The 14,370-nt window shown below is 72.7% G+C and carries 11 protein-coding genes; 3 read left to right on the top strand and 8 right to left on the bottom strand.

What is annotated here, in order from left to right; genetic code table 11:
* Positions 1-181 precede the first annotated feature (181 nt).
* From efeB to efeU, 3 genes are read right to left on the bottom strand one after another with little or no spacing between them, the layout of a single operon-like run.
* A complete protein-coding gene (efeB, locus tag ITJ56_RS01525) occupies positions 182-1,468 on the bottom strand; it encodes an iron uptake transporter deferrochelatase/peroxidase subunit (RefSeq protein ID WP_194626824.1) in 1,287 nt (428 codons plus the stop codon).
* Positions 1,465-2,685, bottom strand: a complete 1,221-nt coding sequence (gene efeO / locus ITJ56_RS01520) for an iron uptake system protein EfeO (RefSeq protein WP_194626822.1) — start codon at positions 2,683-2,685, stop codon at positions 1,465-1,467. The genes efeB and efeO overlap by 4 nt, the downstream gene beginning before the upstream one ends.
* Positions 2,672-4,282, bottom strand: a complete 1,611-nt coding sequence (gene efeU, locus ITJ56_RS01515; protein WP_194626820.1) for an iron uptake transporter permease EfeU — start codon at positions 4,280-4,282, stop codon at positions 2,672-2,674. Before efeU ends, efeO begins: the two co-directional genes overlap by 14 nt.
* A 69-nt stretch (positions 4,283-4,351) precedes the next feature.
* On the opposite strand from efeU, the gene ITJ56_RS01510 reads away from it, so the two are divergent.
* Positions 4,352-5,113, top strand: coding sequence for a trimeric intracellular cation channel family protein (locus ITJ56_RS01510; protein ID WP_194626818.1), 762 nt, complete (start codon positions 4,352-4,354; stop codon positions 5,111-5,113).
* 222 nt (positions 5,114-5,335) lie between these two features.
* Positions 5,336-5,938 carry a TetR/AcrR family transcriptional regulator gene (locus ITJ56_RS01505; protein ID WP_194626817.1) on the top strand — a complete coding sequence of 201 codons (603 nt, stop codon included), beginning with the start codon at positions 5,336-5,338 and terminating at the stop codon, positions 5,936-5,938.
* A gap of 128 nt (positions 5,939-6,066) precedes the next feature.
* Here ITJ56_RS01505 and ITJ56_RS01500 read toward each other — a convergent pair whose 3' ends face one another.
* The 5 genes from ITJ56_RS01500 to ITJ56_RS01480 all read right to left on the bottom strand — a co-directional run bounded on the left by ITJ56_RS01500 (position 6,067) and on the right by ITJ56_RS01480 (position 13,211).
* Positions 6,067-8,424: a transglutaminaseTgpA domain-containing protein gene (locus ITJ56_RS01500; protein WP_194626815.1), complete on the bottom strand. Its 2,358-nt coding sequence runs from the start codon at positions 8,422-8,424 to the stop codon at positions 6,067-6,069.
* On the bottom strand, positions 8,421-9,752 hold the full coding sequence (locus ITJ56_RS01495; RefSeq protein WP_194626813.1) for a DUF58 domain-containing protein: 1,332 nt from the start codon (positions 9,750-9,752) through the stop codon (positions 8,421-8,423). Before ITJ56_RS01495 ends, ITJ56_RS01500 begins: the two co-directional genes overlap by 4 nt.
* Positions 9,752-10,744, bottom strand: a complete 993-nt coding sequence (locus ITJ56_RS01490; RefSeq protein WP_416354743.1) for an AAA family ATPase — start codon at positions 10,742-10,744, stop codon at positions 9,752-9,754. The genes ITJ56_RS01495 and ITJ56_RS01490 overlap by 1 nt, the downstream gene beginning before the upstream one ends.
* Positions 10,745-10,956: 212 nt before the next feature.
* Positions 10,957-11,961, bottom strand: a complete 1,005-nt coding sequence (locus ITJ56_RS01485) for a sugar phosphate isomerase/epimerase family protein (RefSeq protein ID WP_194626811.1) — start codon at positions 11,959-11,961, stop codon at positions 10,957-10,959.
* Entirely contained in the window at positions 11,958-13,211 is a 1,254-nt protein-coding gene (locus ITJ56_RS01480) for a Gfo/Idh/MocA family protein (protein ID WP_194626809.1), read from the bottom strand. The genes ITJ56_RS01485 and ITJ56_RS01480 overlap by 4 nt, the downstream gene beginning before the upstream one ends.
* 126 nt (positions 13,212-13,337) lie before the next feature.
* Here ITJ56_RS01480 and ITJ56_RS01475 point away from each other — a divergent pair, with 126 nt between their 5' ends.
* A complete protein-coding gene (locus ITJ56_RS01475) occupies positions 13,338-14,342 on the top strand; it encodes a LacI family DNA-binding transcriptional regulator (RefSeq protein ID WP_194626807.1) in 1,005 nt (334 codons plus the stop codon).
* Positions 14,343-14,370 lie beyond the last annotated feature (28 nt).

The following is a 14,370-nucleotide window of genomic DNA, read 5'->3' as shown; positions in this document are numbered from 1 at the left end:
AGAACACTGCGGATCCGCGGATCTGCGGGGTACTCTCGGGGTTGTCGCACCGCGACGCGTCGCGCCGGGTCGCTCTTCAGCAAGTCGACGGTGGTTCCGTTCGGCGAGACTCCACGACGCGGGCGTCCTCCGCCTCCAGGGAAACGGCGGAGGACGCCCACTCCTCCCGTCCGCGGTGCGTTCAGCGGAACAACTGCTCGCCGATGTACGAGCCCTTGCGGGGCGCCGGCGGCACGGCGAACACCGCGGACCCGATGTGCGAGACGTACTCGTTCAGGCGGTCGGAGGCGCCGAGCTTCCGCTGCAGCCGGGTGAAGTGCTCCGGGTCGTTCACGTACGCGATGAAGAGCAGTCCGGCGTCGAGCTGGCCGTACTCGTTCAGCCCGTCCGTGTAGTTGTAGGGCCGCCGCAGGATCTTCACGCCACCGTTCGCCTCGTGCGCGGCGAGGGCGATGTGCGACGTCGGGTCGATCTTCGTCGCGCCGTCGTGGTCCTCGGCGTGGAAGTCCGGGGTCGTGTGTTCCTGTCCGCCGGACAGCGGGGCGCCCTGGATCTTCGTCCGCCCGAACACCCGCTGCTGGTCGCTGACGACGTCCGCGTCCCAGATCTCGATGTTCATCCGGATCTTCCGCACCACCTGGTAGGTCCCGCCGGCCATCCACCCGGCGTCACGGTCGAGCCAGACGAACCGGTCGTGGTCGGCGTCCGTCGTGATGTTCCTGGTGCCGTCCTTGAACCCCATCAGGTTGCGCGGGGTCGTCTGGTGGGGCCCGGCCGACGCGCGCCCGAAGCCGAGCACGGTCCAGCGCACCGTCGCGGTGCCCCGGGCCATCCGCGCCAGGTCGCGCACCGCGTGGTAGGCGACCTGCGGGTCGTCGGCACAGGCCTGCAGCGACAGGTCGCCGCCGGTCAGGCCCGCCTGCAGGTTGTCGCTCGGCAGCGCCGGGATGTCCGCGAGCGCAGCGGGACGCCGGTCGGCCAGCCCGAAACGCTCGTCGAAGACACCCGGGCCGAGGCCCACCGTGACGGTCAGGGATGCCGGGCCGAGGTCGAGCGCCTCGCCCGTGTCGGCGCCGACCCCGTTGCCGTGCGCGGGTTCGACGCTGCCGACCGTCTTGCCTGCCTGCAGCTGGGCGATCGCGGCCGACCAGCGGGCCAGGAGCACCTGCAGTTCGGTCGTCACGGTCGTCGACAGGTCGAACGTCATGGAGACGCAGTACCGCTGCGGGGCGGTGCGGATCCCGCCCTGCGGCTGCCGGGAGGCGGTGGCGTAGAACGGGTGGCTCTGCGACAGGTCGATCGACTCGTCACCGTTCGTGGCCGCGGTGAACGGGCTGACCCCGGTCGCGGCGGTGGCACCGCCGATGCCCGCCGCAGCACCGACACCGGCGCCGGCCACGGCCAGCCCGGCGCCGAACAGCCCGCGGCGGGAGACGTCCGCCCGGGGTGCTCCGTCCGGCTCGGTCACGCGGTCGCGACCTTCTCGGCCAGGCGCGACAGGGGGTCCTGCAGCGCCTGGATCTGCTGCGAGATCGTGTTCGCGTCGGACTGCTTGGTCGCGGCGTCCCACGCGGCGAAGCCGCCCAGGTCGCCGGCGTCGCGGTAGCCGTCCATCAGGGTGTTCGTCGCGTCGAACTGCTTCGCGATCTGCTTCGTCAGGGTCGGGTCGAGCTTCGTCAGGCCCGGCTTGAGGAACGCGAAGGCCTGGCGCGCACCCTCGACGTTGGCGGCGAGGTCGACGAGGTCGATGTGGCTGTACGCCTCTTCCTCGCCGGTGATCTTGTTCGACTGCACCTCTTCGAGCAGGCCGGCGGCACCGTTCGCAAGGTCCTCCGGCTTGTAGTCGAGCGTCGGCACGAGCTCCGCGAGCAGCTGCACGTTGTCCGTCAGGTCGGCAGCGGCCTGCTTGGTCGAGGCGGTGATCTTGCCCGCCTGGAACAGGTCCTTCTCGACGGCGTGGAACCCGCTCCAGCCGACGGCCGGGTCGAGGTTCGACGCGCGCATGTCGATCAGGTAGTCGAGGTTGCCGGCGTTGTCGGTGGCCTTGTGGCCCTGCTTGACGAAACCGTCGACGTCGCTCTCGACGTGCTCGTAGAACGGGCGGGCGTTCGCGTAGTCCGTCTTCGCGGCCGCCAGGTCACCGGCGTCGATGTCCTCCTGCAGCTGCTCGACCGCGGCGACCATGTCGCCGACCTGGCCGTCGACGTAGGTCGCGTAGCCCTTCGCACCGTCGCGGAGCAGGGTGGCGGCGCTGCTGTTCTCGGTCGACACCGCCTTGCCGGTGACGGTGAAGTCCGTCAGCTCGGTCTCCGCGCCGGGGCAGTACACCTGGTACTTCCCGCCGGTCAGCGTCGCGGTGAACTGCACCGCGTCGAGGCCGGGGGCCAAGTTCTCCTTCTCGCCGAGGATCCGCTGGTCCTGCAGCAGCTCGACCTCGGTGATGGCCGTCGACGACTCGTTCTTCACCGAGAACGTGACGGGGCCGGCCGGGACCTTCGTCTCGGACACGGCGCACTGGTCGGAACCGTCGTTCGTCAGGGTGATGGTGACGCGCGAGACCTCCGCGGTGTCGGTGGAGCTGTCGGATGCGCCGTCGGTGCTCGCGCAGCCGGTGAGGGCGAGCGCGGTGACGGCGCCGAGGGTGGCCAGGGTGATCAAGGGTCGAACGGGCTTACCGAAGGACATGGTCGGTGCTCCTTGCAGGGTCCGCGGACGGAGGGCCGCGGACGGGGACGGGTTCGGGAGTGGGGGTCTTGGGGAGTCGCCGACGACGGCGGTCGGGGATCGCCAGCAGCGCCTGGGCGGCGGCCGCGATGCCGAGGGCGACCGGCAGCCAGGCCTTCCAGAGCAGCAGCTCGGCGGAACGCGTGTCCGCGGCGGCCACCGAGGCGGCCGACCGCTCGACGCGGGCGTCGGGGACGGACCAGACGGTGCGGTCCAGGGTCGTGGTGCGTGCGGACGGGAGGCCCCCACCGCTCAGCGTCAGCACCTCGCGTTCATCGCGGGTGGCGTCCAGGACCCCACCGCGGACCGTCCACAGGGTCACGGTGTCGCGCACGGCCCAGCGGGCCGCGAACGGCCCGGGGTTCGTCGACGGGGAGACGCCGACGGGCAGGCGGCCGAACAGGGTGACGAGGTCGTCGAGGGTCAGCGTCGACGGGCGGTCGGCACCGCTCCCCTGCTCGCCGGTCCCGTCCTGCACGACGCGCCACCGGTCGGCGGCCACGCCCGCGCGGGTCACACGGCGGTGGGCCGACGTCGGCATGGTGATGTGGGCCTCCTGGCCGGTTCCGGTACCGGCCACACGCAGGACGCCGGACGCACCGTCGACGCTGGCGGAGACGGAGCTGGCGTCGCCGCTGACCGCGGTGGTGCGGGGCAGGTCGACGCCGCCCGTCGGCACGGCGATCGCGAGTGCCGCTGCGGCGACGGCGAGTGCGCCGGCGACCACGGCGCGCACCCGGGGCAGGCGGTCCGGCGACGGACGCCAGACGCGCGGCCAGAGGGTGAGGGCCAGCACGGGGACGACGTACAGGACCCACCCGAGCACCTCGATGACGCGTGGGTCCGGCGGGATGCCGAGCACACCGGTGACCAGGGCGCCCTGCACGGAGCCGTTCGGGGCGAGCCACGACAGGTCGACGGTGCGCTGCTGGCCGATGGTGATCCAGCCGGCCTCGTGGGCGCGGCGGAGGACGGTCAGCACCAGGCCGCCGGCGACGAAGACCAGGAAGACCCCGGTGCCGGTGAAGAACCGCGACAGGTCGAGTCGGACGCCACCCGCGGAGATGCCGAAGCCGACGACGACCGCGGCCGCGATGCCGATCACAGCGCCCAGGGCGGCGAGGCCGGTGTCCGACGACGCCTGGAACGTGGCGAGGAGGAACACCGAGGTCTCGAAGCCCTCCTTCAGGACGGCGAGGAATGCCGTACCGGCCAGCGCCCACGCGGTGCCACGACCGAGCGCCGCACTCGCGCTGGCCTCGAGCTCGGCGGTCAGGGTGCGCGCGTGGGTGCGCATCCAGACGATCATCCCGGTGACGAAGACGACGGCGACGATGCCGATGACCGCCTCCATCCCCTCCTGCTGGGCCTGCGGCAGTGCCTGATCGACGGCCTGCAGCCCGAAGCCGACGGCGACGCTGAGCAGCACCGCGAGTCCGACGCCGGACCACATGGGGGCGAGCGGGACACGGTTCCGACGCAGGAACGCGGCGATGATGCCGACGATGAGCGTGGCTTCGAGGCCTTCGCGGAGGCCGATGACGAGGGTGGCGAGCATAACGAAGGTTAGGCTAACCTAACCTCGGTTCGGCCCGCCAGTCCTGCGATGTGATGTTGGATGGTTCTCATGAACCTGCTGTCCGTCGAGGGCCTGGCGTCGGTCACGAACGTGCTCGACCTGGCCGGAGTCTTCGCGTCCGCCCTGCTCGGCGGCTCCATCGCCCGCGCGATGGACTTCGACCTGTTCGGGTTCCTGGTCGTCGGTTTCGTCTCGGGTCTCGGCGGCGGCATGCTCCGCGACACCCTGCTGCAGAACGGCCCGCCCGTCGCGCTCGTCGACCCGCTGTACGTGCCCGTCGCCGTCGCCGGGGCACTGATCGCCTTCCTCGTGTCGTTCTCGGAGCTGACGTGGGACCGCCTGTTCACCGTCCTCGACGCCGCCGTCATCGGCTTCTGGGCCGTCGTCGGCGTGCAGCGCACCTACGACGCCGGGCTCGAGTGGCCCGCCGCCATCATCATGGGGACCATCACCGCGGTGGGTGGTGGAGCAATGCGCGACCTGCTGCTGCGGCGCGTACCGGCGGTGTTCGGCGGGAACGCGCTGTACGCCACCGTGGCCGTCGCCGCTTCGGCCGTGATGGTGATCACGTCGGCGCTCGGGTCGCCCTCGCTCGGCATCCTGCTGGCGGTCACGCTGTCACTCGGGCTCCGCTGGGGCGCCGTCCGACGCGGGTGGGGGCTGCCGAACGGCCGCGACTGGCAGCCGAAGTCGACGCTCGGATCGCTGCTCCGACGCGGTCGCAGCCTGCGGCCCGATGCCCTGCGCCTGCTCCGCCGCCCGGGTCGTCGCACCGGCGCCGGCAGTGTCCGGGAAGAGCACGAGGACTGAGGGGCTGTCGCGCGTCGGTGCTCGGCGCTACCATGGATACCGCCGGGTATCGTCCCGGCGCACGCTGTCCGCACTGCACCGACGCGACCCGAACGCGCCGGTTCCGAGCAGACGTGGGGATGGGGGCTTCGCTGATGCCGCGCGTGATCAGACGCGCGGCGCGGCAGGTCCCCACCGCGCTGCTTCCCCCGACGGCCCCGGGCCCGGTCGAATCAGGAACCGATGAGTGACGACGACTCCCCCACCCAGCGCATCCCGCGGGCCGAGGTCCGCGAACGTCTGCTCGCCGCCGGTGCCGTCGTCTTCGCCGAACAGGGCGTGTACGGCGCGCGGCTCGACGACGTCGCTGCCCGTGCGGGGTTCAGCAAGGGTGCGGTCTACTCGAACTTCTCGTCGAAGGAGGACCTGCTCGCCCAGGTGATGCAGCGTTCGACGAACCTGGTGCTCGGATCACTGCAGGAACTCGTGCACGAGGACACCGCGGCGGTCGAGCTCGGGGACCTCGTCCGCGCCGCGTTCGGCCTGCACGACCAGAGCGAGCAGTTCGCGCTGCTGTCGGCGTTCCGCGGGTACGCCGTTCGGCACCCGGAGTTCCTGCCCGAGTTCATCCGCCAGCGCCGGATCCTGCAGGACGGGGTGCTCGAGCTCGTGCGGCTGTGGTTCGGCGCCCACCCGGAGGCCGACGCAGGCATGCCCCTGGAGGACTTCGCGATCGTGGTCATCGGTGCGAACGTCGGGATGGTGTTCGACGCGCCGGCGCTGCCGGGGGTCAACACGGGCGAGGTCGTCGCCGCCCTGGTCGAGGCGGTCATCCGTCGGCGCTGACGCGGGCGGCGCGGCGCGCTCTGCTCGAACCGTGCGAGGTTCCGTCTTCCGTGCGAGGTCGCGCGGCTCGCACCGAGTGCGGAACCTCGCACCACTCGCGCCCCTCGCACCGTGCGAGGGCGCCCGCGTCAGGCCGTCCGGCGGTCGTGGCGGGGCTTCGGGCCGTCGTGGGACCACGCTGACGAGGGCAGCAGGCTGGGCGGCAGCAGACGCGACCGCACCACGCGCACCGCGGGGACCGATGCGTCGAGGGCGACCCGGGCCTCCCGGACGTGGCGTGCCAACGCGTCGCCGTCCACCGAGGCGGCCCCGCCGGCTGCGAAGCGCTCACGGTCGACGGCGTCGACCGCGACCTCCAGGTGCGGCAGCACCGACGCGGGCAGTCCCGGGCGCAGGCGTGCGAGCACCCCTCGGGCGGTCCGGGCGACGGCGGCGGAGTCTCCGGGCGGCGCGATCCCCGGGGCGTACCCGTGGTCAGCGACGTCGTCGAGCAGCTCCCGCCACGCCTGCACGGCGGGTGAGCGCCCTTCGGAGATCGCCGCCAACCGGGAGCGCCGCCGGACCGCACGCACGACACCGGGGGCGGCGAACAGCGCGAGGACGAGCAGCAGGCCGATCACCAGCCCGGCGGGCCCACCGCCACCGCCGGTACCGGTCGCTCCGGCCGCACCGGGTGCCGGGGACGCCGTCGAGGTCGGCGACGCCGAGCCCTCGGCGGGTGCGGACTGCTCGGGTGCCGGCAGCGGGGTCCCTGGGTTCGCCGCTGTCGGCGATGCGGACGGTTCCTCGGACGGCGCTGCCTCGTCGGAGTCGGGCGTCGGCTCGAACGCGACCCAGCCGGCGCCCTGGATGTACAACTCGGGCCAGGAGTGCAGCTGCCGGTTCGACACCGCGTACTCACCATCGGGCTGGGCCGCCCCGGCCCGGTACCCGACCGCGATGCGGGACGGGATGCCGAGCGTGCGGGCCATCACCGCCATCGCCGACGAGAAGTGCACGCAGTAGCCCTCGCGCACGCGCAGGAAGGTCGAGACGACGTCCATGCTGTCGCCGTCGTACCCCTGCTCGACCGGGGCGGTCTCGGAGTAGGTGAACAGGTCGCTGCGGAACCACTGCTCGAGCGCCCGGGCCCGCGCGTAGTCGTCGGCGGCGCCACCGGCCACGCGCGTCGCCGCTGCCGAGATGTTCGCGGGCAGGTCGTCGGGCAGGGTCAGGTCGGTGCGCAGCTGCTCGCGGCTCGGCTCCTGGAACCCCCGGCCATCGGAGCGCGCGAGGACGCCGGAGGCTGCGACGGCGTCGAGGTAGTCGTTGGCGAAGGTGGAGGCGCCGTACACCTCGTACATCGCACCGCGTGCCGTCGCGGCCCCGGTCGAACGGACCGTGCTCGAGTTCCCCATCCAGCGCCACTGCGACAGGTCCAGGTTGGTGGACTGTGACTCGATCGACACCGCCCCGGACGGCACCGGCAGGTAGGTACTCGACAAGCCGGTGATCCGCACGGTGACGTCGCCGCGGGTCGCCAGGCGCGGGTTGACGCCCTCGGCCCACTGCTGCTGGTCGGCAGTGTCGGCCTCCGCCGCGTTCGTCACGGTCGGGACCCAGTCGCCGGTGCCGAACTCGTCGAGGTCGGCGAGCTTGAGGTACTCGGGCTGCCCGTCGGACGAGCGGTACCGGAACACCTCGAGCTCGCTCGGACGGCGCAGGTCGTTGCCGAGTTCGAGCAGGGTGCCGGGGCGTCCGGGCTGGATCGGGGACTGGATCGCCCCGGTCACGCTCGACAGCCAGCTGGCGTTGAGCGGCACGATCGTCGGCAGGCCGATCGCGATGACGAGCCCGATCGCGCCGACCACCGCGGCCGGCAGCGCGCGCTGCACCGGGCGGACCGAGAGCCAGAGCAGCGCGAGGAACGCCACCGCCGTGGCGATCACGAGCGGCGTGCCCGCTGGCTGCCCGGTGATGACGCCGGGCACGATGAGGATGACGAGCGCGGGGGCCGCAGCGAGCGACGGGATCCGTGCGATGGCGGCGAGGAACAGCGAGACCGCTGCCACCCAGCCGATCGACACCGTCACCACGAGTCGGATCGAATCGGTCTGCGGCAACGGTGCGGGGTTCAGGCGGATGGCGGCGAGGGTGGAACCCAGCGCCCCGTCGGCGTCGAGCCACCCCAGCGGTTGCACGTCGTTCACCAGTGCGGTGGCGCACGAGCACGCGATGACCGTCGCCACCAGGGCCACGAACCGGATCCCAGGCACCTGCCGTCGGACCGCGAGCACCACCGCGACGAGCACGGCGACCACGACGACGCCCGATGCCCACCATGCGATGCCCTGCACGAGCGGTCGGATGGCGAGCGAGGCCAGGAGTACCGGCACCGGGGCGAGTGCGACGACCCAGGCGCTCGGCCCGTCACGGAGGTCGTCGTCGCGGTCGAGGATCTCGCGCACGTCCGCCCGCGGACGGGCCTGCGCGGCGACCCCGCTCACCGTGCCGCTCCGGACGGCGTCGCACCGGCGACCGGGACGACCAGCGTCCGCCAGCCGCCGCGGTCGAGGATGCCCCGCACGGCCGGGTCCGGCGGCACGATGGTCGCCAGGATCCCGCGGCTCGAGCCGCTCGTGGCGCTGATGAGCTCGGCGGCCTGCTCGGCGGTGCAGTTGCCCGTGACGACAGCGGTCATGCCGTGCACGTCGCGACCGCGCACCTCGGGCAGGACGTCGGTGACCTCGCGCGCCTCCGACCGCAGGCGCACGTCGGCCAGCCCGACGAGCACGTCGGTGAGGCCACCGACGTCTCCCGCGTGCCGGGTGCTGCCGTCCGGGCCGTCGAACACGAGCACGACGCGTGAGGTCCGGGCGGCGAGTGCGCGGGCGACGCTGGCGGCCACCACGACGGCGTGCTCGAACGCCTGGTCGCCTCCGAGGTCGGAGATCTCGGCCAGGTCCTCACGGCCGAGCCGCTGGTAGGACTCGCGGCGGACGTCGAGCGCGATGACGGCCTCCGGTGGTTGCGCCTGCGTGGTCTGGCGGACGTGCAGTTCACCGCGACGCGCACTCTGCGCCCAGTGCACGCGGCGGATCGGGTCGCCCGGTCGGTACGGACGGAGCTCGCTGTCGTCGGCCGAACCCCCCTGTCCGACCCGGCCTTCGTCGGCCGAGACGGCACCTGCGAGCGCGCCGGCGTCGATCGCACCGAGCGGGGCCGAGGCGGGGACGACCACCACCTCTTCTGCGGGGACGACGGGGCGGTCGATGCGGAGCAGGCCGAACGGGTCCTCGACCCGGATCGTGACCGGACCGACCAGGCTGCGACCGCGGTGCATCGCGAGCGCCTCGACGTCGAGGACCGCCGGTGGCACGCCGGGGCCGACCTCGGCGTAGGTCTCCGCCTCGGCAAGGCTGGCGAAGGCGTCCTCGAGCTGTTCGCGCACGAGCAGCGTCGCCCGCGGCCCGATCGGCAGGCTGGTGCTGCCGAGGGTGATGCGTTCGCGGTACACCTCGCCGACCTGCACGATGGCGCGCGCGGTGCTGCGGCTGCCCCGGAGCGGCGTGGCGACGACGAAGGCCATGACGATGCCGAGCACGACGAGCACGAGCAGCAACAGCCCGGCCGAGACCGCGACGCTCGTGGTGCCGACCAGGCCCCCGCCGACCAGACCGATGCCGATCGCGATGACCGTCCAACCGCGGACCGTCGGGCGCGGGAACGGGGTCCGTCGGGCCAGGGAGAGTCCGCGACGACCGAGCCGTGACGCCGTGGACCGCGCGGCACCGACGCGTCGCAGGAACGACGACGGTACCGATGGACCGGCCATCAGGAGCGGACTGGGGTGGCCGTGAACGGGATGGCCATGTCCGAGACGATGCGCACGACGATCTCGCGCACGGTGTCCTCGCCGGTGCCACCGAGCCCGCGGGCCACCGGGACGAGCCGGTGCGCGAGCACGATCGGCGCGAGGGCCGCGACGTCGTCCGGCGTGACGAACGGTCGGCCGAGCAGGGCGGCGTGCGCACGTGCGGCCTGGGCCAGGTGGAGGGTGGCGCGGGGGCTCGCGCCGAGCACGAGGTCGGGGTGGGTGCGCGTGGACCGGACGATGGCGATGATGTACGCCTCGACGTCCGGGGCGATGTGCACCCGCGAGACGGTCTCGATGATCGCCCGCAGCGTGGTGACGTCGACGATCGGGTGCAGACGCGACAGCGGGTCACTGCCGCCGCGGTTCGCGAGCATCTGCCGCTCGGCGTCGACGCTCGGGTACCCCATCGCGATGCGCGCCATGAAACGGTCGCGCTGCGCTTCGGGCAGCGGGTAGGTGCCCTCCATGTCGATCGGGTTCTGCGTCGCGACGATCATGAACGGACGGTCGAGCTGCCGGGTCACGCCGTCGACGGTGACCTGCGACTCGGCCATCGCCTCGAGCAGGGCCGACTGGGTCTTCGGGCTGGTGCGGTTGATCTCGTCGCCGATGACGACGTTCGCGAAGACCGGGCCGGGCGAGAACCGGAACGTGCCGGAGGACTGGTCGAAGATGTTCACGCCCGTGACGTCCGACGGCAGCATGTCCGACGTGAACTGGATGCGGTTCACCGACCCGCCGACCGAGGCGCCGACTGCCTTGGCGAGCACGGTCTTGCCGACGCCGGGTACGTCCTCGACCAGCAGGTGCCCCTCGGCCAGCATCACCGTCAGTGCCGTGCGGATGGCTTCCGTCTTGCCGTCGATCACCGTGGCGACGGAGGCCACGATGTCGTCGCCCACCGCTCGCACGCGTTCGAGCGGGAAGGCGGGGTCGGTCGGCTCCGGCACGCAGGGCTCCATCGTCTCGGGACAGGTGTCGTGCATGCTACCTCGGGCCGGTGACAGCACCCGGTACGGGTGCACGGACTGGTCGTTCCGCGCACCGGTGGCCGATCCGCGTGTGGTGGGCCGGGAGGCACGGCCCACCACACGGGATCCGTCACCTCGTGCGCGGAACGGCCCACGGGCCTCCAGGCGGTGACGGGGTCAGCTGCCGGACGTCAGGTCGAGGGTGCCAGCGCCGCGTCAGCGGCGCGCAGGACGCGCGCGGCGACCGCGACCCCTTCTTCGCGACCGAGCTCGGTGTCCTCGTGCTCGATGTTCACCCACATGTCCGGGTCGATCGCACGCAGTGCCTGCAGGAAGGACGACCAGTAGGCCTCGTCGTGCCCCTTGCCGAGCGCGACGAAGTCCCACGCCGACGGCTTCGGCCACTCGTTCGCCCACTCGTCACCGCCGAGGTTCGTGCGCGGCTCGTCCGGCGACAACCGCCGGAACCCGTTGTCGAGCACCCCGTTGATCGCGGCGTGCGGGTTGATCCGGACGTCCTTCACGGCCGCGTGGAACACGAGGGGACCGAGGTCACGGGCGACCGCCACCGGGTCCATCTGCTGCCAGAACAGGTGCGAGGCATCGAGCTCGACGCCCACGTTCGTCAGGCCGCCGCGCTCCACGAGCTCGCGGATCGTCGCCGGGTTGAACACGACGTTCTGCGGGTGCAGCTCGAGCGCCACCTTGACACCGTGCTCGCGTGCCAGGGCGTCGATCTCCTGCCAGAACGGCACCGCCACGCTCCACTGGTGCTCGAGCACGTCGAGCGCGGCGGAGTTCCAGGCGTTGACGATCCAGTTCGGCCGCGTCCCCCCGGGCTCCCCCGCCGGCAGCCCCGACATCGTGACGACGCGGTCCTGGCCGAGCCGTGCGGCGAGCCGGATGCTGCGTCGGAGGTCCTCGGCGTGCGCCGGGCCGATCGCCGGGTCGGGGTGGAGCGGGTTGCCGTTGCAGTTCAGTCCGGCGATCGAGACGCCGGTCCCCTCGAACTGCGCGAGGAACGTGTCACGGGCGGAGTCGTCCACCAGGATCGCGTCGAGGTCGGGCACGTGCACCGGGGGCAGGAACCCACCGGTGTTCAGCTCGATGCCGGAGAGCGCGTTGGCGGCGATGACCTGGAGCGCGTCGGCGAGGGGGCGGTCGTGCAGGATCGCGTTGTACAGCCCGAGCTTCATGCGCGGACCCCCTCGGCGGTCGTGTCGCCCGCGGCCGTCCCGTCGGTTGCGGCCACGTCGACGGACGCTCCCCCGGTCGCCGCGGACCGTGCCACCGCGTCGAGGACCTCCATGTTGTGCACGCCGTCGTCGAACGTGGCGTTCGCGGGCAGCGCGTCGGGCACCGGGCCGGAGCGCCCCACGATCTCGTCGAGGAACGCCCGCGCCTGGTACTCGAACATCTGGTTCTGCCCCCAGCCGACGCCCGGGGCGTCCATCGCCATGCCGCCCGCGACGTAGGGGTGGTCCGGGCCGAGCACGACCTGGCGGTACCCGCCCAGGCGCGAGCCGTCGGACTGCAGCGCGAGGCCGATCTCGGAGGCACGCTCCTGGTCCCATCGGGCGGCGCCGCGCTCGCAGAACACCTCGATGACGAGGCCGTTCGGGTGCCCGGCCGCGACGCGGGAGGCCTCGAGCGACCCGACGACCGTGCCGTCGCCGAAGCGCGCGCTGAAGGTGGCGTAGTCGTCGTTGCCGACGGCCTCGACCTCGCCGGTGAGCGGGACGGCCTGCCCGCGCAGGGCATGCCCGGCGGCGACGGGCCGTTCGGTGATCGACGTGGTGAAGGTCCCACCGCTGACGCTCCGGACCGGGCCGGCCAGGAACTCGGCGACGTAGGACAGGTGCGAGCCGACGTCGGCGAGGGCCCCGGACCCCGGTTCCCCGGCGAAGCGCCACGAGAACGGGACGTCGGGCGAGGCGCCGTAGTCGGTCCAGTACCGGCCGGACACGTGCAGCACCCGGCCGAGCGTGCCGTCCTCGACGAGCTGCTTGACCGCGGCGAGGCCGGGCGCCCGACGGTAGGTGAAGCCCACCCGTCCGAGCACCCCGCGCTGTGACGCCTCGGCGGCAGCGGCGGCCATGGCCCGCGCGTCGTCGAGCGAGTCCGACAGCGGCTTCTCGCACAGCACGTGCTTGCCCGCGGCGAGCAGCTCCTCGACGATCTCGCGGTGCAGGCTGTTCGCCACGACGACGCTCACGACGTCGATGTCGTCGGCCGCGGCGATCGCGCGCCAGTCGGTGTCGTGCCGCTCGTAGCCGAAGCGCCGTGCCGCCTCGGCAGCCAAGGGCTCGTAGACGTCGCCGACCGAGACGAGCCGGACGGGCGGCAGCGTCGGGGCGAAGAGGGACGGTGCGTTCCGCCACGCAGCCATGTGGGCCTTGCCCGCCATGCCCGCGCCGATGACGGCGACGCCGATGCTGTCGCTCATGTTCTCTCCTTCGAGAAGGTGGCTGGATTCCTGTTCTGCAACGTTCTGGAACGTTCCAGAACGTGTCGGTAGACTGTAGCCGCACCAGCCCATGTCCTGTCAAGCACCGTGCCGGAAAGGCTCAGCGTGACCCCTCGCCCGCCGACGATCATCGACGTCGCCGCACGCGCGGGCGTCTCGAAGTCCCTGGTCTCGATGGTGCTGCGCGACGATCCCGGCGTTTCCCCCGCCCGCCGGTCCGCGGTGCTCGAGGCCGTCGCCGAGCTCGGGTACCGCCCGAACCGCGCCGCCGCCATCCTCGCCGGCACCCGGACCCGGACCATCGGGGTCATCGTCGACGACTTCCGCAACCCCTGGTACGTTCCGATGCTCGACGGCATCCGCGAGGCCCTCGCCCCGCACGGCCTCCGCCTCACCCTCGCCGACACCCGCGCGAACGCCCACCTCGGGTCCTCGCCGTTCGACGACCTGGTGTCCCTGCGGGTCGACGGCGTGGTGCTCGCCGCCGAGGGCTTCCCCGACGTCGTCGTGCCCGCGGACACCCCGGTCGTCGTCGCCGGCGCGCGGGAGGACGTGCCCGGCGGCCTCGACGTGGTCGCCTCCGACGAAGCCGCCGGCGGACGGTTGGCAGCGGATCACCTGATCGGCCTGGGTCACCGCCGCATCGCCCACGTCACCGGCTCGGGAGGCCCGGCTGCCGTCCGCCGTCAGGCCACCGTCGCGCAGCTGGTCGCGTCCGGCATCGAGCCGCTGGTCTACGGCTCCGGCCCGACCTCGGAGACGACCGGCTACGAGGGCATGCGGCTCGCACTCCGGGAGCACCCCGACCTGACCGCGGTGTTCGCCGCGAACGACGTCATGGCGATGGGCGCGATCGCCGCCGTGCAGGAATCCGGACGCCGCGTGCCGCAGGACGTCTCGGTCATCGGCAACGACGAGACCCCGCTCGCCGCGTCACCGCTGCTGCGCCTGACGACGGTGGACCCGCACAACGACGAGGTCGGGCGCCTGGCGGCCGCGCGGTTGGTCGAGCGGATCGGCGCGGCTGCGGCGGCTCCGGCAGATCCGATCCGGACGCTCGTGCCGCCGACGCTCGTGGTGCGGTCGACGACGGGGCCGCCGCGCGCCTGAGTGGTGACCACCCGGGGCCGACGCCGGC

The sequence above is a fragment of the Curtobacterium sp. VKM Ac-1376 genome (genome assembly GCF_015351025.1).
Classification (GTDB): domain Bacteria; phylum Actinomycetota; class Actinomycetes; order Actinomycetales; family Microbacteriaceae; genus Curtobacterium.
This window is presented reverse-complemented; position numbering and strand designations above follow the sequence as displayed.